General features: G+C 56.0%; 17 protein-coding genes and 3 tRNA genes. 6 read left to right on the forward strand and 14 right to left on the reverse strand.

Annotation, left to right across the window (positions count from 1 at the left end; all coding sequences use genetic code 11):
- Positions 1-10: 10 nt before the first annotated feature.
- Complete coding sequence (pldA, locus tag ACR8BN_RS18345) at positions 11-889, reverse strand: phospholipase A (protein WP_010257301.1); 879 nt, start codon at positions 887-889, stop codon at positions 11-13.
- A 194-nt stretch (positions 890-1,083) separates the two neighbouring features.
- Here pldA and ACR8BN_RS18350 point away from each other — a divergent pair, with 194 nt between their 5' ends.
- Entirely contained in the window at positions 1,084-1,554 is a 471-nt protein-coding gene (locus ACR8BN_RS18350) for a thioesterase family protein (protein ID WP_010257304.1), read from the forward strand.
- Positions 1,555-1,577: 23 nt separating this feature from the next.
- Complete coding sequence (rarD, locus tag ACR8BN_RS18355) at positions 1,578-2,477, forward strand: EamA family transporter RarD (protein ID WP_010257306.1); 900 nt, start codon at positions 1,578-1,580, stop codon at positions 2,475-2,477.
- Here rarD and ACR8BN_RS18360 read toward each other — a convergent pair.
- The 10 genes from ACR8BN_RS18360 to ACR8BN_RS18405 form a co-directional block, all read right to left on the reverse strand.
- A complete protein-coding gene (locus tag ACR8BN_RS18360) occupies positions 2,448-3,500 on the reverse strand; it encodes an AbrB family transcriptional regulator (RefSeq protein ID WP_045140893.1) in 1,053 nt (350 codons plus the stop codon). The genes rarD and ACR8BN_RS18360 overlap by 30 nt on opposite strands.
- A 97-nt stretch (positions 3,501-3,597) precedes the next feature.
- Complete coding sequence (gene corA, locus ACR8BN_RS18365) at positions 3,598-4,551, reverse strand: magnesium/cobalt transporter CorA (RefSeq protein WP_003854370.1); 954 nt, start codon at positions 4,549-4,551, stop codon at positions 3,598-3,600.
- A 176-nt stretch (positions 4,552-4,727) separates the two neighbouring features.
- Positions 4,728-4,784: a YsgD/CorL family protein gene (ysgD, locus tag ACR8BN_RS18370; protein ID WP_353748370.1), complete on the reverse strand. Its 57-nt coding sequence runs from the start codon at positions 4,782-4,784 to the stop codon at positions 4,728-4,730.
- Positions 4,785-4,851: 67 nt separating this feature from the next.
- Complete coding sequence (uvrD, locus tag ACR8BN_RS18375; RefSeq protein WP_010257313.1) at positions 4,852-7,014, reverse strand: DNA helicase II; 2,163 nt, start codon at positions 7,012-7,014, stop codon at positions 4,852-4,854.
- A 154-nt stretch (positions 7,015-7,168) separates the two neighbouring features.
- Positions 7,169-7,885 carry a 5-amino-6-(5-phospho-D-ribitylamino)uracil phosphatase YigB gene (gene yigB, locus ACR8BN_RS18380; protein ID WP_022624864.1) on the reverse strand — a complete coding sequence of 239 codons (717 nt, stop codon included), beginning with the start codon at positions 7,883-7,885 and terminating at the stop codon, positions 7,169-7,171.
- A complete protein-coding gene (gene xerC, locus ACR8BN_RS18385; protein WP_031590293.1) occupies positions 7,882-8,787 on the reverse strand; it encodes a tyrosine recombinase XerC in 906 nt (301 codons plus the stop codon). Before xerC ends, yigB begins: the two co-directional genes overlap by 4 nt.
- Positions 8,784-9,488 (reverse strand): DUF484 domain-containing protein, encoded by a 705-nt coding sequence (locus ACR8BN_RS18390; protein ID WP_010257324.1) that lies wholly within the window; start codon positions 9,486-9,488, stop codon positions 8,784-8,786. The genes xerC and ACR8BN_RS18390 overlap by 4 nt, the downstream gene beginning before the upstream one ends.
- Entirely contained in the window at positions 9,485-10,309 is an 825-nt protein-coding gene (gene dapF, locus ACR8BN_RS18395) for a diaminopimelate epimerase (RefSeq protein ID WP_010257326.1), read from the reverse strand. The genes ACR8BN_RS18390 and dapF overlap by 4 nt, the downstream gene beginning before the upstream one ends.
- 28 nt (positions 10,310-10,337) lie before the next feature.
- A complete protein-coding gene (gene lptM, locus ACR8BN_RS18400; RefSeq protein ID WP_010257328.1) occupies positions 10,338-10,538 on the reverse strand; it encodes an LPS translocon maturation chaperone LptM in 201 nt (66 codons plus the stop codon).
- 147 nt (positions 10,539-10,685) lie between these two features.
- Positions 10,686-13,244 (reverse strand): class I adenylate cyclase, encoded by a 2,559-nt coding sequence (locus ACR8BN_RS18405; protein ID WP_010257330.1) that lies wholly within the window; start codon positions 13,242-13,244, stop codon positions 10,686-10,688.
- A gap of 315 nt (positions 13,245-13,559) precedes the next feature.
- Between ACR8BN_RS18405 and hemC the strand changes: the two genes are divergently transcribed.
- From hemC to hemY, 4 genes are read left to right on the forward strand one after another with little or no spacing between them, the layout of a single operon-like run.
- Entirely contained in the window at positions 13,560-14,501 is a 942-nt protein-coding gene (hemC, locus tag ACR8BN_RS18410) for a hydroxymethylbilane synthase (RefSeq protein ID WP_031292611.1), read from the forward strand.
- Positions 14,498-15,226 carry a uroporphyrinogen-III synthase gene (gene hemD, locus ACR8BN_RS18415; RefSeq protein WP_010671672.1) on the forward strand — a complete coding sequence of 243 codons (729 nt, stop codon included), beginning with the start codon at positions 14,498-14,500 and terminating at the stop codon, positions 15,224-15,226. Before hemC ends, hemD begins: the two co-directional genes overlap by 4 nt.
- 25 nt (positions 15,227-15,251) lie before the next feature.
- Positions 15,252-16,385: a uroporphyrinogen-III C-methyltransferase gene (gene hemX / locus ACR8BN_RS18420; RefSeq protein ID WP_434747207.1), complete on the forward strand. Its 1,134-nt coding sequence runs from the start codon at positions 15,252-15,254 to the stop codon at positions 16,383-16,385.
- A gap of 2 nt (positions 16,386-16,387) precedes the next feature.
- Entirely contained in the window at positions 16,388-17,584 is a 1,197-nt protein-coding gene (gene hemY / locus ACR8BN_RS18425) for a protoheme IX biogenesis protein HemY (RefSeq protein ID WP_010257339.1), read from the forward strand.
- A 1,116-nt stretch (positions 17,585-18,700) separates the two neighbouring features.
- Here the strand turns inward: hemY and ACR8BN_RS18430 are convergent.
- The 3 genes from ACR8BN_RS18430 to ACR8BN_RS18440 form a co-directional block, all read right to left on the reverse strand.
- A tRNA-Pro gene (locus ACR8BN_RS18430) sits at positions 18,701-18,777 on the reverse strand.
- Between the two features lie 20 nt (positions 18,778-18,797).
- Positions 18,798-18,884, reverse strand: a tRNA-Leu gene (locus ACR8BN_RS18435).
- 16 nt (positions 18,885-18,900) lie between these two features.
- A tRNA-His gene (locus ACR8BN_RS18440) sits at positions 18,901-18,976 on the reverse strand.
- Positions 18,977-19,031 lie beyond the last annotated feature (55 nt).

Below are 19,031 nucleotides of genomic sequence, written 5' to 3' on the forward strand. Positions count from 1 at the left end.
TCGTTATGGATTAGAACAAGTCGTTAAGTGTTACACCCACACCCAGACGCGTCTGGCGATGGTTGTAATCGATCAGTGATTCACCGTAACCGCTAAACACCTGAGTATAGAAGCGAACGTGCTCAGTGATAGGGTAGCTCCAGCCCAGGGTCGCGCCGCCATAACCGCTGTTCCAGTTATAGTTGCCCTCTACGCTGAAGATATTGTCGCCGAGCTTATAGCCCAGACGGGTGCGGTAGTAACCCATGTATTTGGTGATATCGGGATTATCATCGCTGTTCGCCCCTTCAGGGATACGATACCAGGGTTTGATTTCCGCCAGGAAGTTACCATTCTCAGCCATCAGACGTGCATAGACGCGGTTCCAGCTGCGCGAGGTGGGATCGCTTCGTCCGTTGGATTGGTGATTCAGACCCACTTCGACATCACGCAGTGTCCAGCCCGCCAGCGAATAGTCGGTCGCCCAGCCCAGGAAAATCTGCGGCTCATAGTTGGTCTCACGGAATGGCGATGACTCAGCGCTATTCGACAGCTGCCACCAGGAACGCTGGGTATAAGAGGCGGCCAGCACCGAGTTGTCGCCCAGAATACCGCGCCACAGCGGAAACGCCAGGCTGAGCTGGAATTTCACTTCATCTTTGCGGGCATTCTCTCCCCAGTTATAGGAGGAGATCGCCTCTTTATTGAGGTCGCTGGTATAGGTATAAAGCAGATAGTTGTTCTCGTAAGGATAGAGAACAAACGGGTTGTCATGCTTCTCCAGCAGGTTAGCGATAATGCTGCCCTGAACCTGTGGCGCGTCATGAACCTCTTTAATATGGGCTTCATCCGCCTGCGCCAGCGCAGGAAATATCAACATTGCCGCCAGCAAGGCGCGATGCTTACGCATAAAATTCTCCGGTGAGCAGCTGCGTATCAAAGTAACTGAAAGGGTGTCGTAAAAAGCAGGCCATTCTACACGCAAATGGCAGTGAGCATGAGTGCTGATTTCTTAAACTGGAAACACCCTCGCAGGCGGCATAGAATACACAACTCATTCATATTCCGCGCCCCTCTGGCCCGATTTTTTCAGGACACATCATCATGTCATCACCCGTGCTGACACAGCAGGACGCTCGCCAGCTGGTCGGCGAAATTTTCGTTTATCACATGCCGTTTAATCAGGCGCTGGGCCTGGAACTGATGCGCCTTGACGCAGACTACGCAGAGATCAGCTTCAATAACAAAACCATGCTGGTGGGCAACCAGGCGCAGCAGATTCTGCACGGCGGCGTTATCGCGTCGGTACTGGATGTGGCGGCGGGCATGGTCTGCGTCAGTAATGCGTTAACCCGTCAGGAAAGCATAAGCGAAGCGGATCTGCGCCAGCGTCTGTCACGCATGGGTACCATTGATATGCGCGTCGACTATCTGCGTCCCGGACGCGGCGAACGCTTCACCGCCACCAGCAGCCTGTTGCGCGCCGGTAACAAAGTCGCCGTGGCGCGTGTGGAACTGCACAATCAACAGGGCGATTATATCGCCACGGCTACCGCCACCTATCTTATCGGCTAACCACGCCATTGAATGGATCGCATATGGATACGCAACAAACCCGCCAGGGCGTTGGCTTTGCACTGGGCGCTTACTTTATCTGGGGCATTGCGCCCGCTTATTTCAAGCTGGTAAAGCAGGTTCCCGCCACGGAAATCATGACGCACCGGGTGATCTGGTCTGCACTGTTTATGCTGTTACTGATTACCCTGAGCCGCAGCTGGCCCGGCGTTCGCAGCGTGTTGCGCCAGCCTAAAAAAGTGCTGCTGCTGGCGCTGACGGCCGTGACTATCGGCGGCAACTGGCTGCTGTTTATCTGGGCAGTCAACAATCAGCATATGCTGGAAGCCAGCCTGGGCTACTTTATTAACCCGCTGATCAACGTGGTGTTCGGCATGCTGTTTTTGCGCGAACGGTTTCGCCGCTTGCAGTGGCTCGCCGTGCTGCTGGCCACCGTCGGCGTGCTGGTCCAGCTGTGGCAGTTTGGCTCGTTACCGATCATCGCGCTGGGCCTGGCGCTGAGTTTTGCCCTGTATGGCCTGGTGCGTAAAAAGATTCAGGTCGATGCGCAGAGCGGCATGCTGATTGAAACTCTGTGGCTGTTTCCGCTGGCGGCGATTTACCTGTTTGGCTTTGCCGACAGCGCCACCAGCCACTTATCCGCCAACCCACTGAGTCTCAACCTGAAGCTGATAGCGGCGGGCATTGTGACCACCATTCCGCTGATGCTGTTTGCGGCAGCCTGCAGTCGTCTGCGACTTTCCACCGTAGGCTTCTTTCAGTATCTCGGTCCGACGCTGATGTTTGTGCTGGCGGTCGCGTTTTACGGTGAGACCATCACGCCAGACAAGATGGTGACTTTTGGTTTCATCTGGCTGGCGCTGCTGGTATTTGTCTGCGATGCGGTGGCGTTTTCATTCCGTTCCCGTTCGCGCATAGCGTGAAATAAAGCGCGCTAAAGCCGGGCCGGTCAGCAGGATAGTAAAGAGACGCAACGTCTGCAACGCCATCACAAACGCCATGTTGACCTGGGTTCCCGCCGCAATGATCGCCACCGTGTCCAGCCCGCCTGGACTGGTGGCGAGATAGGCCGTCATCAGATCGATATCCAGCATTCGCGTCAGCATCCACGCCAGCCCGCCACACAACAGCATCAGCCCGAAGATCGAGGCCAGCATCTGCGGCAGCGTGCGCAGTGCCAGCAGAAAAATCGGGCGGGTGAAACGTAATCCCACGCTCCAGCCAATCAGTGCATAGGCCACGGCCAGCAGCCATTCCGGCACCTGTAACACCGCGATGTCGCTACTGTGCAGTGCCGCACCCGCCAGCGCAGGCAGCAGCAGCGCGCCAGAAGGAATGCGCAGTCGTGTGCCCAGCCACGCGCCTGTCAGCATCACCACCAGGGTGACAACAAAGCCATGATTCAGCGGTGGAAACCAGAGCAGCGAGACGCTGTGCGCCTCATCACCCAGCCCGATGCGCGCCACCAGTGCGGCCGCCGAGGCGACAAACAGCACCCGCAGATATTGCATAAATGCGACCAGCCGCACGTCAGCGCCAAAGTCACCCGCCATCGCCACCATGGCCGATGCACCGCCCGGCGACGATCCCCATGCGCCGGTCGGGCCAGGCAGATGACTGAAGCGCACCAGCAGAAAACCTGACAGGCCGCTGGCCGCCAGCGTCAGCAGCAGCACCGTCAGCACGATCGGCCAGTCCTGAATCAGCGGTGCCAGAATCGAAGGCGACAGACTCTGCGCAATCATGCAGCCCAGTACGGCCTGAGCGAGCAGGAACAGCCGTTTATCAATTCGCAGCGTGGCACCCGACAGCCCCATCACTACACCGACAATCATCGGCCCCAGTAACAGCGCAGCGGGCACATGAAAATAGTGCAGCACCGCGCCCAGTAATACCGAGATCAGCAGCAGCAGTGTCCACTGCGCGCGCAACGAAAAAGCGTCCATAAGAAGTTAATAATTTGTAAAAAAAGGAGGGTAAGATTACGCAGAAATGGGGACAGGAGCCAGCAGAACGGGCCATCTCAGATGGCCCGTTCTTATTTTACAGCCAGTTTTTACGTTTGAAATAGAGATAGGGCGCCAGTCCGGCCAGAATCATCAGGCCGATCGCCGCCGGATAACCGAAGCTCCACTTCAGTTCCGGCATAAACTCAAAGTTCATCCCGTAACTGGAGGCCACCAGCGTCGGCGGCAGAAACACCACGGAGACCACCGAGAAGATCTTGATGATGCGGTTCTGCTCGATGTTGATGAAACCCATAGCCGCCTGCATCAGGAAGTTGACCTTCTGAAACAGTGATTCGTTATGCGGCAGCAGCGATTCGATATCGCGCAGAATTTCACGCGCCTGCTCCAGCTGATTGCCCGGCAAACGTGCTTTGCGTACCAGGAAGTTCAGGGCGCGCTGGGTATCCATCAGACAGAGGCGCACCTTCCAGCCGATATCTTCCAGTTCCGCTAATCGCGACAGCGCCTGATCGTACTCTTCGCCCTGCTGACCTTCCATGATCACCCGGCTGAGTTTCTCCAGTGCGCTGTAGATGTTCTCGATTTCGTCCGCCAGCTGCTCGATTTTGGTTTCAAACAGGTCAAGCAGCAGCTCAAAGGCATTGCCGTCGATCAGGGTCTGATTACGGGCGCGCATGCGATAGAGACGGAAAGCAGGCAGCTCACGTTCGCGCAGCGTGTAGAGGCGGCCTTCACGGATGGTGAACGCCACGGTGGAGTTACCGGCGTGATCGTCAGCATCTTCATAGAAGAAGAAGGAGTGGATATGCAGGCCATCTTCATCTTCGAAGAAGCGTGCCGAGGCCTCGATATCTTCCAGCTCAGGCCGTGTTGCCAGACTCTGGCCCAGCTCAGATTGCACGCGATCACGTTCGCCCTCTTCCGGCTCGATCAGATCGACCCAGACAGAGGTCGTCAGTTTGTCGTTTTCGTCTTCCAGCTCCAGTCGCGTCAGGCGGCTGTGATCCAGTTTAAATGCGCTCAGCATAGCAATACTCCCCATTGCAGACTAAATGGGACAAGGCAGTCCGCCGTTCCTCAACATGGAACGGGCAGCCTGAACACGGAAACAGAGTTTCAGAGATAAATCAGTGCTGACTCGCGACGGAATCAAAAAGGGAGGTCGCTGATAACCGCTAAGGCTACCCGCGTAAAGAGGTAGCCTTAGATGTTATTCCTGGAATCCAGGTCATTGAGCCAGCATCGACTGGGCGTGTCCAAGGCATTGTCCTCTCATGATAATAGTGGGCGCATGTTACGCTGAGACGAAAAAGCCGTCAACCGCACGCTAAAGCGTTTCCAGCTTCGCGTAAGCCGCCACCAGCCACTTGATTCCCTGCCCCTGAAACGCCACCTGAAGACGGCTATGCTCGCCGCTGCCTTCCAGATTAATGATGGTGCCTTCGCCAAATTTTGCGTGATGAACACGCTGACCCAGCGCGAATCCACTGTCATTTTTGGTCACCGGGGCACCCATACGCTGATGGTTTACCGGACGGCTGACGCTGGCGCGCAGACGCACTTCTTCTATGCACGCTTCGGGCAGTTCGCCGATAAAACGGGACGGCCGGTGATACACTTCCTTACCATAGAGTCGGCGGGTTTCGGCGTAGGTCAGCGTCAGCTTGAGCATCGCACGGGTCACGCCGACATAAGCCAGACGACGCTCCTCCTCCAGCCGGCCACCTTCATCCAGTGACATCTGGCTCGGGAACATGCCCTCTTCCATGCCGACGATAAACACCTGGCTGAACTCCAGCCCTTTTGCCGAGTGCAGCGTCATCAGCTGAACTGCATCCTGCCATTTGTCTGCCTGGCCTTCGCCCGCTTCCAGCGCGGCGTGGGATAAAAAGGCCTGCAACGGCATCAGATCTTCATCTTCATCCTGATAGCTGAACTGCCGCGTAGCGGTCACCAGCTCCTCAAGGTTTTCGATACGCGCCTGACCCTTCTCACCTTTTTCCTGCTCATACATCAGCCACAGGCCAGAGTCTTTGATGACCCGGTCGGTCTGCACATGCAGCGGTAACTCGGCGGTTTCGGTTGCCAGTGAATCAACCAGTTCACAGAAGCGTTGCAGTGCAGACGCGGCCCGGCCGGCCAGCGCACGGCTTTGCAGCAGTTCACGCGTTGCCTGCCACAGCGTCATCTGACGTTCACGGGCCGTCTGACGCACCACGTCGAGCGTGCGATCGCCCACGCCGCGGGTCGGGGTATTTACCACGCGTTCAAATGCCGCGTCGTCATTGCGGTTCGCCATCAGACGCAGATAGGAGAGCGCATCTTTGATCTCCTGACGTTCGAAGAAGCGCATGCCGCCATAAATACGGTACGGCATGCTGCTCTGCAGTAATGCCTCTTCCAGCACACGCGACTGGGCGTTGCTGCGATAGAGAATGGCGCAGTCGTTGAGCGCACCGCCGTTCTCCATCCAGACCTTAATGCGGTTGACCACGAAGCGTGCTTCATCCAGCTCATTAAAGGCGCAGTAAATCGAGATCGGTTCGCCATCGCTGCCTTCGGTCCAGAGCTCTTTCCCCAGACGACCATTGTTGTTAGCGATCAGGGCGTTGGCGGCTTTCAGGATGTTATTGGTTGAGCGGTAGTTCTGCTCCAGACGGATCGTTTCCGCGCCGGGGAAATCCTGCAGAAAGCGCTGAATATTCTCGACCTGCGCGCCGCGCCAGCCGTAGATCGACTGGTCATCATCGCCCACGATGATCACCCGGCCACTGTCGCCCGCCAGCATCCGAATCCATGCATACTGAATGTTGTTGGTATCCTGGAACTCATCCACCAGCACATTGGTAAAGCGTTCGCGGTAGTGATTAAGAATGTGTGGCTTGTTGAGCCATAACTCATGGGCGCGCAGCAACAGCTCGGCAAAGTCGACTAAACCCGCGCGATCACAGGCTTCCTGATAGGCCTGATAGATGCGCAGCCAGGTCTGCTCAATCGGATTGCCGTAGCTTTCGATATGCTTTGGCCGCAGGCCTTCATCTTTTTTGCCATTGATGTACCACATGCCCTGACGCGCAGGCCACTGTTTGTCATCAAGGTTCATTGATTTGATCAGGCGCTTGAGCAGACGTAGCTGATCTTCGCTGTCGAGGATCTGAAAATCCTGTGGCAGACCGGCGTCAAGATGGTGGGCGCGCAGTAAGCGGTGCGCCAGACCGTGGAAGGTTCCGATCCACATCCCGCCCTGACTGGTGCCGATCAGATGCTCGATACGGTGACGCATCTCCGCTGCCGCTTTATTGGTAAAGGTCACCGCCATAATCGAATAGGGCGAGCAGTTCTCCACCGACATCAGCCAGGCAATGCGATGCACCAGCACCCGCGTTTTACCACTGCCCGCGCCTGCCAGCACCAGCAGGTTACTGCGCGGTGCCGCAACGGCAGCGCGCTGATTGTCATTCAAACCATCGAGCAGTTCAGAAACGTCCATAAGCACCGATTACCAAAGAAAAAAACGCCGTCGTCACACTGATTATTCCGCCTGCCGCAAGGCATTATCGCTGCCAGTCAGGCGGCGACACAGGTGCCGGATAAGGGACGGCGGCAAAACAGAAAGAGGAGACGACTGGATAAATTTACAGCCATTATAGCAGTGAGGTGAGTGATGCCAACCGCGAAATTTCGACATGCGGCAACAGGCGCGCATCCGGGATATGCATCAGGTTGCCCTGCCGCAGGTTAATCCAGCAGGCCTGCAGCCCGCAGCGCAGTGAGCCCGCCACGTCGGTGGTCAGGTCATCACCCACGTGCAGAATATGGTGTGGCGCGATATCAAGGCGTTGCGCGGCAAGCTGATACATATCCTGCCACGGCTTGGCGCGCCCGTCCGGGCCGGCCCGCAGTGTGAAGCGGAAGTATTCGGCAATGCCCATTTTTTCCGGGCAGGCGTTGCCGTTGGTGACCGCCACCAGCGGGATTTTTTCCGCCAGGGCTTTCAGCGTCTGGTGCGTCTCATCCGGCATCTCGACCTGACTCCGCCACTGATGGAAGACCGCCATCACTTCTGCCGCGCCCGCGGTGGCTTCAGCAGCAGAGAGGCCGATATTCAGCATCGCCAGCTCAACCGAACGGCGTCGCCACTCCGAAACATCATGATAGATATCAGGTTCGCGCTGCAGCAGTTCATCGCGCAACTGCTGATAATCCTGCGGCGTGAAGTCACGCAGCGCCGGATGAAAAGCCTGCAACGCGGCATGGGATTCCAGGGTGGTGCGACGGATGACCGGGTAGTTATCGTAGAGTGTGTCATCAAGGTCGAAGGTCATGGCTTTTATGGCCGACAGCGGACGATAAAACTTCATTCGTTCTTTCCTCGTTTGGCGCGGGGATGCGCAGCGTCATACACCGAAGCCAGATGCTGGAAGTCGAGATGGGTATAGATCTGGGTCGTCGACAGGTTTGCATGGCCCAGCAACTCCTGCACGGCGCGCAGGTCACCACTGGATTCCAGCAGATGCGTGGCAAATGAATGTCGTAGCTTATGCGGATGGATATGGCTGGCCACGCCCTGTCGGATGCCCCATTCGGCAAAGCGTTTCTGCACGTTACGTGGCGAGATGCGGTTGCCGCGCGTCGAAAGAAACAGCGCATCATCCTGGGCGCCAAAGGTTTCACGCAGCGGCAGCCAGTGCTGGATCCAGGTGACCGCCGTGCGACCAATCGGTATCCGGCGCTCTTTGCTGCCCTTACCGACGACCCACACTTCGCCTGAATCGAGATCGACGTGGCGACAATCCATATTCACCAGTTCAGAGAGACGCAAACCGCCGCCATACATCACTTCCAGCATCGCCCGGTCGCGCACCGCCAGCGGATCGCTAAGGTCGATCTCCAGCAGTTGATTCACTTCATCAACATCAATGTTTTTAGGCAGATGGCGCGCTTTACGCGGCGTCATCACCCCTTTGGCCGGGTTGGCGGAAAGCAAACCCTGGCTCACCTGCCAGTCGAGAAAACTGCGCAGGGCGGAGAGCCGCAGCGCGAGGCTGCTGGCGGCCAGTCCGGCGCGACGGCTGCGCGCCGCCATGCTGCGCACCTGTGCTGGTTCCAGCTGCGCCCAGCTGCTGAGCTTCATCTCATCAGCAATCGCCACCAGCGCGGCAAGCTGGCGCGCATAGCTGCTCTGGGTTAACGGACTGAGCTGGCGCTCCACTTTCAGGTAGCGCAGAAATCCGTCGACGGCCTCCTGCAGCGCGCTGCTCATGCGCGTTCAACCCAGCGGGAGAGCAGATCAGGCATCATCTGCGACAGATGCTGCAGCAGCAGTGTCCCCATGCCCGATTGATAGTGCTGGCTGTCACGACTGCTAAACACCAGCACGCCGAGATCGCCCTCCTCACCCATTAGCGACATGGCAACCGACCCGATCGCTTTGGCCTGCGGCAACAGCAGCAGCAGTTCCGGCCCGTTAATGTTGCCAAGATAGTGATGCTGGTTACCGAAGCGCTGAATACGCAGCGGTTCAAACGCCTGACGCGAGAGGCTCAGCTGAAAGAAATCGGAGGGCGCGCCCAGCAGCCATTTATCACTGAACAGCCGCACATTGGCACCCGCCAGGCCCAGCTCACGCGCCCAGCGATGCAGACGGTTGAGCATATCCTGCAGCGAGTCAGCCGCGGCCAGATGGCTTTCCAGCGACAGCAGACGGTCAAACAGTTCGTGGTTAGCGCTGGCCTGCTCCATCAGCAGCGTGATCTCTTCTTCCAGCCGCTGAATATGGTTGCGTTGCCGCGCCATATGCCATTCGACCAGCGAGACGCTGCCACGCACCGGATGCGGCACGGCCATCTGTTCAACTGCGCGGGCATTGCGGATAAAGAAATCGGGATTCTGCCGCAGATAATCACTGACGGCCTGATCGTCCAGCAGAACCGAACTGTCAGCCTGCTCTTCGATATTTTTCATAGATGAATAAACCCATCGTAGACGTGTGTCGCAGGCCCGGTCATATAGAGCGGCTGACCGGCGCCTTTCCAGGTGATGTGCAGCGTTCCGCCAGGCAGGTCGACACGCACTTTGGGTGCCAGAATGCCCTGCTGAATGCCACAGGCAACGGCAGCACAGGCGCCGCTGCCGCACGCCTGCGTTTCACCCGCTCCGCGTTCGTAAACGCGCAGGCGGATATGTTCGGGATTGATGATCTCCATAAAACCGACATTGACGCGATCCGGGAAGCGTTCATGACTCTCCAGAATCGGGCCAAGCAGTTCAACCTGCGCGGTTTTGACACTTTCAACCTGGATAACGCAGTGCGGGTTGCCCATCGACACCGCACCCAACATCACCGTCTGTTCGGCCACACGTAGCAGATAGAGATTTTCGGCTTTGTTGGCACGAAACGGCACCTGCTGAGGCTCAAAGTTTGGCTCGCCCATGTTCACGCGCACCTGGTCGTCAGGCGTGACGGTCAACACCATGCGGCCATTCTGCGTACTGACCCGGATGTCACTTTTGTTGGTCAGCCCTTTCAGCTGAACAAAGCGGGCAAAGCAGCGCGCACCGTTGCCGCACTGTGCGACTTCACTGCCGTCAGCGTTGAAAATGCGATAGTGGAAATCGAGATCGGGATCATAAGGCGGTTCAACAATCAGCAGTTGATCAAAACCGATCCCCAGATGACGATCGGCCAGCCGGCGGATCAATTCCGGCGAAAAGAAGACGTTTTGTGTCACCGCATCCACAACCATAAAATCGTTGCCGAGACCGTGCATTTTGGAGAACTGCATTTTTTGCTCCGCCGGATAAGCCATCAGATTAGTTCGCTTTTACGCCTGAATTGCCGGTAACCAGCCCGCCGACATCGGCTTTAGAGGCATCCGCTTTCTGGCGGTCGGTTGGGGCTTGTTGTTTCTTCGGCTGATCCTTCGGCGGGAAGTAGAGCGGTCCTTTCAGACCACAACCTGCAAGGCTGATTACTGCCAGTGTCATGGCCAACAGGCTTATTACTTTCTTCATTCTTTATGCTCTTCATGTCCTTTACCTGGATGCTTATCATCGCAGTTGAAGGTGGAAAAGCAACAGGAAATGCCCGCAAATAGCGTGAAGCGGGTGACAAGCCGGGAAGATAGCGGCCACCTGCAGAGTGCAGGCAGCCCGTCAGCATCAGTGCACCTGATAGCGTGGCTGATAGTCGCTGTTGTCGTTATCAGGCTGCGAGGTACACAGCTGCGTCAGCGTCTGGCTACGGAACGGAATCACCTGGAATCGCTCACCGGTGTTCACAATCTGGTAGAACTGCGGCAGGTTGAAGTTGATAAAGCTCGAACCATAGGTAAAGCGATCGTGCGATGAGGAGTAGAACCGGCTGACGTCGCGCACCAGCTCCTCTTTGCTGCCTTCACAGTGATGATAGACCTCAACCCGATTGGTCTCATCAAGGATGTAGATATTGAAGCCGCGCTCATCAGTGGTGTTTTCAAAGAAGAACTGAATAATGCCTTCGCTGGCATAACCGTTGACCACGGGTGGCAGCGGCGTCTGATTCGTTTCGACTTTGATCGACAGTCCGTGCAGCTTGTTGTTGGAGATCGCGCCATAAAACTCAACCGCGTTTTCCAGCTTCTGCACCGAAACGCTCATGCGTTCAAAGAACAGGCCCCAGGTCTCGCCAGCCATGCGCAGCGCTTTAAAGCGACCCGGCTCCTGACGTGTGCTGGAGAGGCGAAGCTCAATGCATTCTGAGACCAGTTGCTGTACCCGCGTCCGAATCAGACCGCGCAGATGCTGGCTGTAGCAGAACACTTCCACCGTATCGGGCGGTGCAGCATCCTGATGCATCTTGCCGAGAATGGTTTTCAGCCCTTCGATCATCGCCTGTTCGCCACTGAAGTGCAGTGTACGCACCTCATTCCAGGAGTTGCGATAGAGCAGATCGATGCTGCCAATCAGGCACTGCTGCTGCTGACCAAAACTAAAGACATCCAGCTTACGGAAGTCGAAGTGCACCACCTGATTGCGGAAGGCCGCCGTCGGATCGTGTTCAAGGTTAACAATAATCGCAAGGTGCCGGATTTCGCACGGACTGTAGAGCGCTTTTGGCGTCGGCGAGGGCAGACGCAGCGGGAAATGGCTGGAAACATCGTTAACCAGCTCCTGCAGACGCGCCAGATCGCAAACCTCATTGCCTTTAATATGCAGCCGGGTTTTACGGGTCAGCAGCCCATTGAACCACGCCCACGCCACCAGCTTATTCAGGTAACGGTTATATTCCAGCGGCTGATGGCTGATAATCGAATCCATGTCCGGTGCCTGGTTGTAGAGATACCAGCCGGAACGGTTGGCGCGGCCAGGCGGCACATGAATAAAGGTCAGATTGGGCTCGGAGAGATCGGGCGAAATCTGCGGATTCACCAGCGTCACTTTGCCCGGCAGCGCTTCAAACGCGGCATACAGTTTACGGGTCAACACACCGATATCCTGCGGGCTGGCGCTGACGCTTAAGTTATTGCGGCGGGCAAAACGGATCAGGTTGCGATAACTCTGCATCATCGCATCCAGCAATTCATTATGGGCTTCGCGCACCCGCTCGATTTTCCACTCAGCGCGGTTGTCCAGAATGGCAATCTTCTCTTCGTTCCAGCCCCACTCTTTGACCAGCTGCGATAAAATTTCGCGACGCCAGCCGGTGCGGTGCTGATGATCTTCGGTGCTGAGCTTTTCACACACTTTGAGGTAGAAGCAGCGACGCACCAGGTCAAGACGCGGCTGATCGTCAACGCTGGTCAGATAGTGCGTGACGCGCTCCAGCATCATGCAGTAAGGATCAAGCCCGAAGCAGATGATTTCACCGTCATGCAGGCGCTGTTTGATATCCATCGCCAGCAGTTGCGTATTCGGGTATTCCCAGCTGTACGCTTCCAGCAGCAGCGTTTTCAGTACGGCTTTATACGGGGAGTCGATGCTTTTATAAAGCTGCCACAGGCTGGCGCCGAAATACTCTTCCGCCGACAGCGTGCCGAGGCCGCCAAGATCGAGCCACTCATTAGGGGTCAGCACGCCTTTGGCGTAAAGCGACATCACGTAGTCGTCGTAATTGTGCTCTTCTTCGCCCGGCACCATATTCCACAGGATCCGTTTACCCGCCATACGAACCGCGGTACGGTAAAACTCATCCAGCAGTAAAATATGTTGTGTTGAACCGCAATCTTCACCGCCCAGACTGCCGCTTTCGTTGTGGCGGAAGCGGTTCTCATCAATCAGAAAGAAACTCACCTCTACGCCCATTGAAACGCACCACTTCTGCAGCAGCGTACATTTGCGCTGCAGATTCAGACGCTCTTCATTATCAAGCCAGGATTGATGGCAGACCCAGATATCGAGATCCGAGACGCTGTTCTGGCCGACAGATGAGGTGCTGCCCATAGAATAGATAGCCGTGATCGGCATTTCGCCTTTAGGCGCATCGGCATGACGCAGATCGCTGTCGCCGGTGAGATCGGCCAGCAGCTGACGCTGATTTTCATCAGGCGTGAAGAAGCTGATGCCATGTGGAACGCTACCTTCAAGGTAACCCGGCATCTGCGGATGTTGATAATGTAATAAGGTTGGCAGCAGACTGTAGACGCGCTGAAAAGCGGGTCCCATAGCAGCCAGCGCACGATCAACGCGCAGCTGGTTGATTGCATCCAGTCTCTGTTTCAGTGTCTCAATGTAGAGGTACAAGACGTTTCGCCTGATTGTCCCAGTGTTTAAGCACCCTGTTTCCACACTCTGCCGCTTATAAAGTAAAAAAGTTGGCAGATAATTGCTGGAAACGTGATCAATCTAACACCCTGCAGATTGACCGTAAAGAAAGTTGCGCTACCTGACAGTTTAGCACGTTCTTACCAGCTTCCCGCCTTTTCAGCTCTGGTTCCCACGTTATGGCTTAATAAACCGGCCTGAAACCGCACGCAGGCCGTTTTCAATCCGTTGAAACTGACAGTCTTCACCCAGAGATGATAGGATATTCAGTGAACGATAAAAATGGTTAACAGCATGTTAGACAAAATTTTCAGAATTGCTACAAGACAAAGCCCGCTCGCATTATGGCAGGCACATTATGTACAGCAACGACTCATGAGTGCCCATCCGGGACTGCGCGTTGAGCTGGTGCCTATGGTCACGAAAGGTGACATTATCCTTGATACGCCGCTGGCAAAAGTGGGTGGCAAAGGGCTGTTTGTCAAAGAGCTTGAGCTGGCGATGCAGGATGGCCGTGCCGATATGGCGGTGCACTCGATGAAGGATGTGCCGGTCAATTTCCCGGAAGGTCTGGGCCTGGTAACCATCTGCGAGCGCGACGATCCGCGCGATGCGTTCGTTTCTCATCATTATGACTCTATTGACGCGCTGCCACAGGGTGCCATTGTCGGCACGTCCAGCCTGCGCCGTCAGTGCCAGATTAGTGCGCGCCGTCCGGATCTGGTGATCCGCTCGCTGCGAGGCAATGTCGGCACCCGCCTCGGCAAGCTCGATGCCGGAGAGTATGACGCGATTATTCTTGCTGTCGCCGGGCTGAAACGCCTGGGACTGGAAGATCGCATTCGTCAGGCGATGCCTGCCGAAGTTTCCCTGCCCGCCGTGGGTCAGGGTGCGGTCGGCATTGAATGCCGTCTGGACGACACCACCTTAATTGGCCTGTTGCAGGCGCTGAATCACGATGACACCGAAGTCTGTGTCCGAGCGGAGCGCGCCATGAATACCCGTTTAGAGGGTGGCTGCCAGGTGCCAATCGGCAGTTTCGCGGTGCTGGAAGGCGATGACCTCTGGCTGCGCGGCATGGTCGGCGCACCGGATGGCCGGGTCATGGTCAGCGGCGAACGCCGTGGTCCCCGTGCTCAGGCTGAACAGATGGGCATTTCACTGGCCGATGAACTGCTCAATGGCGGCGCGCGTGAAATCCTGCAGGAAGTTTACCAGGGGCAGCCGCCGGCATGACCATTCTGGTGACGCGTCCGGAACCCGCAGCGGCAGAGCTGGTGTCACGCCTGCATGCCCTTGGCAAACAGGCGTGGAGCCTGCCGCTGATCGAATTTGCGCCGGGCGCTGATCTCACCTCTCTGCCACAAAAGCTCGCCGCACTTCGCCCTGGCGACCTGGTTTTTATCCTTTCTCAGCAGGTTATACATTACGCACAACACACCGTCACAGCATGGCCCGCTGAGCTGGACTATTATGCAATTGGTCGCAGCACCGCACTGGCGTTTCATACCGCCAGCGGACAGCAGGTGACCTGGCCTCATGCACATGAAACCAGTGAAGAACTGATCCAGCTGAATACCCTTCAGCAGGTTGCCGGTAAACGTGCACTGATCCTGCGTGGCGATCCCGGACGCGAGTTGCTGGCACAGACGTTAACCCGGCGAGGTGCTGAGGTGTCGTTTGCAGCCTGTTATCAGCGCTGCCAGAAGTATTATGATGGACCCGTTGAAGGACGCCGCTGGCGCGATCGCGGTGTCTCCGTGCTGGTGGTGACCAGCGGTGAAATGTTACAACAGCTTTTTTCGCTGTTCCCCGCAGTTGATCGCGAGGAATGGCTGCTCAACTGCCGACTGGTTGTCGTCAGTGAACGTTTGGCTACCCTGGCCGCAGGATTGGGTTGGCAGGATATTCAGGTAGCCGATGGTGCCGATAACGATGCGCTGCTGCGCGCGTTACGCTGAACTTTAACAATGGGATGTGCCACATATGACGGAACAAAAAGACTCCTCCGCCATGGTTGAAGAAACCACCCCAGCGGTCGACCGCTCTCCTTCCAGCAACAGCACACCATCGCGTAATGCGAAAAATGGTGGCATGGTGCTGGGTGCAGTTGCGATTGTCATTGCGCTGGCGATTGGTGCGGGTTTATACCTTAACGGGAAACATCAGGCTGATTTACAGGCACAAACCAATCAGAAGCTGAGCGAACAATTAAGCGCGTTGCAACAGCAGGCCAGCAGCGACAAACAGCAGCTGACTCAGCAACTGAGCGGCGCCGAAACCGCGTTGCAGACAGCCCAGACACAGCAGAACGCGTCAGCAAAAGAGCTGGAAACCCTGCGTGAAAAAGTGGCCGTGATTTCTGGCAACGACGTGCGCAGCTGGTTGCTGGCACAGGCGGACTATCTGGTGAAACTGGCTGGTCGCAAACTCTGGAGCGACCAGGATGTCACCACCGCCGCTGCTCTGCTGAAAAGCGCCGATGCCAGCCTGGCAGACATGAACGATCCCAGCGTCATGAATGTGCGTCGTGCGCTGACCCAGGATATCAGTAACCTCTCTTCTGTTACGCAGGTCGATTATGACGGCGTGATCCTCAAACTGAACCAGCTGTCGAACAACGTTGATAATCTGCGTCTGGCCGATAACGACAGCGATGATGCGCCGATGGACAGCGATGGCGGTGAACTGTCAGGTTCCGTGCGCGAATGGCGTCAGAATCTGGTGAAAAGCTGGCATAACTTTATGGATGATTTTATTACCATCCGCCGCCGCGATAACACCGCACAGCCACTGCTGGCCCCTAATCAGGATGTTTACCTGCGTGAGAATATCCGCTCGCGTCTGCTGATTGCTGCTCAGGCGGTACCGCGTCATCAGGATGAGATTTATAAACAATCTATCGACACCGTATCCGCGTGGGTTCGCGCCTGGTACGACACCAATGATGCCGCTACCAAAGCCTTCCTTGCCCAGCTGGATGAGCTGAGCCAGCAGAACATCAATATGGATCTGCCGGATAACCTGGAAAGTCAGCCGTTGCTGGAACAGCTGATGCAGACCCGCGTTCGGAACCTGTTAGCGCAACCGTCTGCCGCTGCTAATCAGCAGGGAGGCTAAACATGCTTAAGGTATTTATCCTCTTTATCCTGCTGATTGCTGGCGTAGTGCTGGGACCGATGATTGCCGGTCATCAGGGCTACGTGCTGATTCAGACCGATAACTGGAATATCGAAACCAGCGTCACCGGCCTGGTCATTATCCTCATCCTCAGCCTGCTGGTGATTCTGGCCGTGGAATGGCTGCTGCGCCGCGTGCTGCACACCGGCGCGCGTACCCGTGGCTGGTTTACCGGACGTAAACGCCGTCGCGCCCAGCGTCATACTCAGTCGGCGCTGATGAAGCTGGCAGAAGGCGATCACCGTCAGGTGGAAAAACTGCTTTCTAAAGATGCCGATCACGCTGATGTGCCGGTGGCGAACTACCTGCTGGCAGCAGAAGCTGCGCAACAGCGTGGTGATGAAATCCGTGCTAATCAGCATCTTGAACGTGCTGCAGAGCTGTCGGAGAGCAACACTATTCCGGTAGAAATTGCCCGCGCACGTATTCAGCTGGCACGTAACGAAGATCATGCTGCACGTCATAGCATTGACCGTCTGCTGGAAGTGGCACCGCGTCATCCTGAAGTGCTGCGCCTGGCCGAACAGGCGTATGTCCGTACTGGTGCCTGGAGTGCATTGCTGGATATTCTGCCCGCCATGCAGAAGGCGCAGGTTGGCGATGAGCTGCATCGCGATGCGTTACAGCAGCAGGCCTGGCTGGGTCTGATGAATCAGGCGATGGCCGACCAGGGCAGCGATGGGCTGAAGCGCTGGTGGAACGATCTGAGCCGCAAAACTCGTCAGGAAACGACGCTGCAGGTGGCCATGGCGGATCATCTGATTGAATGCAACGATCACGACACCGCGCAATCGATCGTGCTGGAGGGCCTCAAGCGTCATTATGACGATCGTCTGGTACTGCTGATGCCTCGCATCAAAAGCGGTAATCCGGAAGCGCTGGAGAAAGTTCTACGCCAGCAAATCAAACAACACGGCGCAACACCGCTGCTGCACAGTACGCTGGGGCAGTTGCTGATGCGGCATGGTGAATGGCAGCAGGCTGCTGAGGCACTGCAGCAGGCGCTGGCACAGCGTCCTGACGCGTTTGATTATGCATGGCTGGCGGATGTTTACGATCGTCTGCGTCGCCCGGAAGAAGCGGCGAAGATGCGTCGTGAAGGGTTGTTACTCACACTGAAGAACAATCCCAACGCCTGATCCTCTTTTCATACCTGAGAAAGCCGGGCTTGCCCGGCTTTTTTGTGCCCGCAATCTGCCAGCACGCTTTCGCAGGCAAAAAAAACACCTGCCACTGGCAGGTGTAAGATCAGGTCGGTAAGACAACCGGGAGGTACCTGACTCAACGTGGTGTCTGTTAACCCTGTAAGGCTTTCGCGATACAGGCAGGCAGACAACAGGTACCTAAAATTGGCTCTGCGTCATTCCCAGGTTTATGTAGCATCAGCAGACATAAGAGGTGGAATGAGCATCTACAGCAGAAGTATTGCACAAGCCATGCCAGGTTTATGATTATTTTTAAAATCACGATAAATCAGCAGGTTAAAAAATTAGCTCAAAGCTTCATTCAACAGGCCTGTCGGGAAATGTCGGTATCCAGCGACAGCTGGCATTTTCTCTGTCTCTGAATGGAGACAGCAAGGTCAATCTCTCTGTGAACTCAACAATAACAATGACTTATTTGTCGGCAATTCACGACGCTGTTGCTACTGTTTAAGCAACTTTATCTGACAACTGGCGAAATCGAGGGTGAGCTGGCATCAAAGGATTAGCTAACAAGCAGCCCGCTCTCACTGCTGTGCGGGCTTCAGGGAGCATACGCCTTTCGCAAAGACGCAAAAGACGCCATCCATGGCAGACTCAGCGCGGGCCGTCCCTGGCCCGCGATGCTTTGCTACAGGCGTATGCTCCCTTCGCTTCACGTATGGCAGACGCATCTGATACTTACAAGGACGCTTCAGACAAATGACAGATCTAAACCCGGATGCATCTGACGACAGCGCATAAGCTCAACGCGCAGGGAGCATGGTCAGAAGAGGAAAGCGTCCCACGCCAGGGACAAAACGCCGGGAGCGTTTTTGAACAACGCAAAGTGTTGGCCCGTTTACGGGCGCACCTCAGGGATGAGGTGCGTAATCGTGTGGGCCGAGCGGCCATGGATGGCTTAAGCGACTTTCCGATCTGACCATGTTCCCTTCGCAGGCTCGGATTTACAGCAAACTTATTTAGCTGTACTCACCTAAACCTCCTTCGGAGGTTCTCATCCTCTTTTCTGCAGACGAAAAAAAACCTGTCTTTACAGACAGGTTTCTAAAATGGTCGGCGAGAGAGGATTCGAACCTCCGACCCACTGGTCCCAAACCAGTTGCGCTACCAAGCTGCGCTACTCGCCGATTTTTTTAACTGTTTTGCCTGGTGCGAAGGGAGGGACTTGAACCCTCACGTCCGTTAAGACACTAACACCTGAAGCTAGCGCGTCTACCAATTCCGCCACCTTCGCGTTTCCCAGCAAAATCTGGGGTGGCTAATGGGACTCGAACCCACGACAACTGGAATCACAATCCAGGGCTCTACCAACTGAGCTATAGCCACCACAATACTTAATGTCACAAGTTAAAAACCTGCAGCATTTAAATCTCTACTGCCA

Origin of the sequence: Pantoea sp. Lu_F5_004 (assembly GCF_051136245.1) — a bacterium.
GTDB classification, from domain to species: domain Bacteria; phylum Pseudomonadota; class Gammaproteobacteria; order Enterobacterales; family Enterobacteriaceae; genus Pantoea; species Pantoea agglomerans.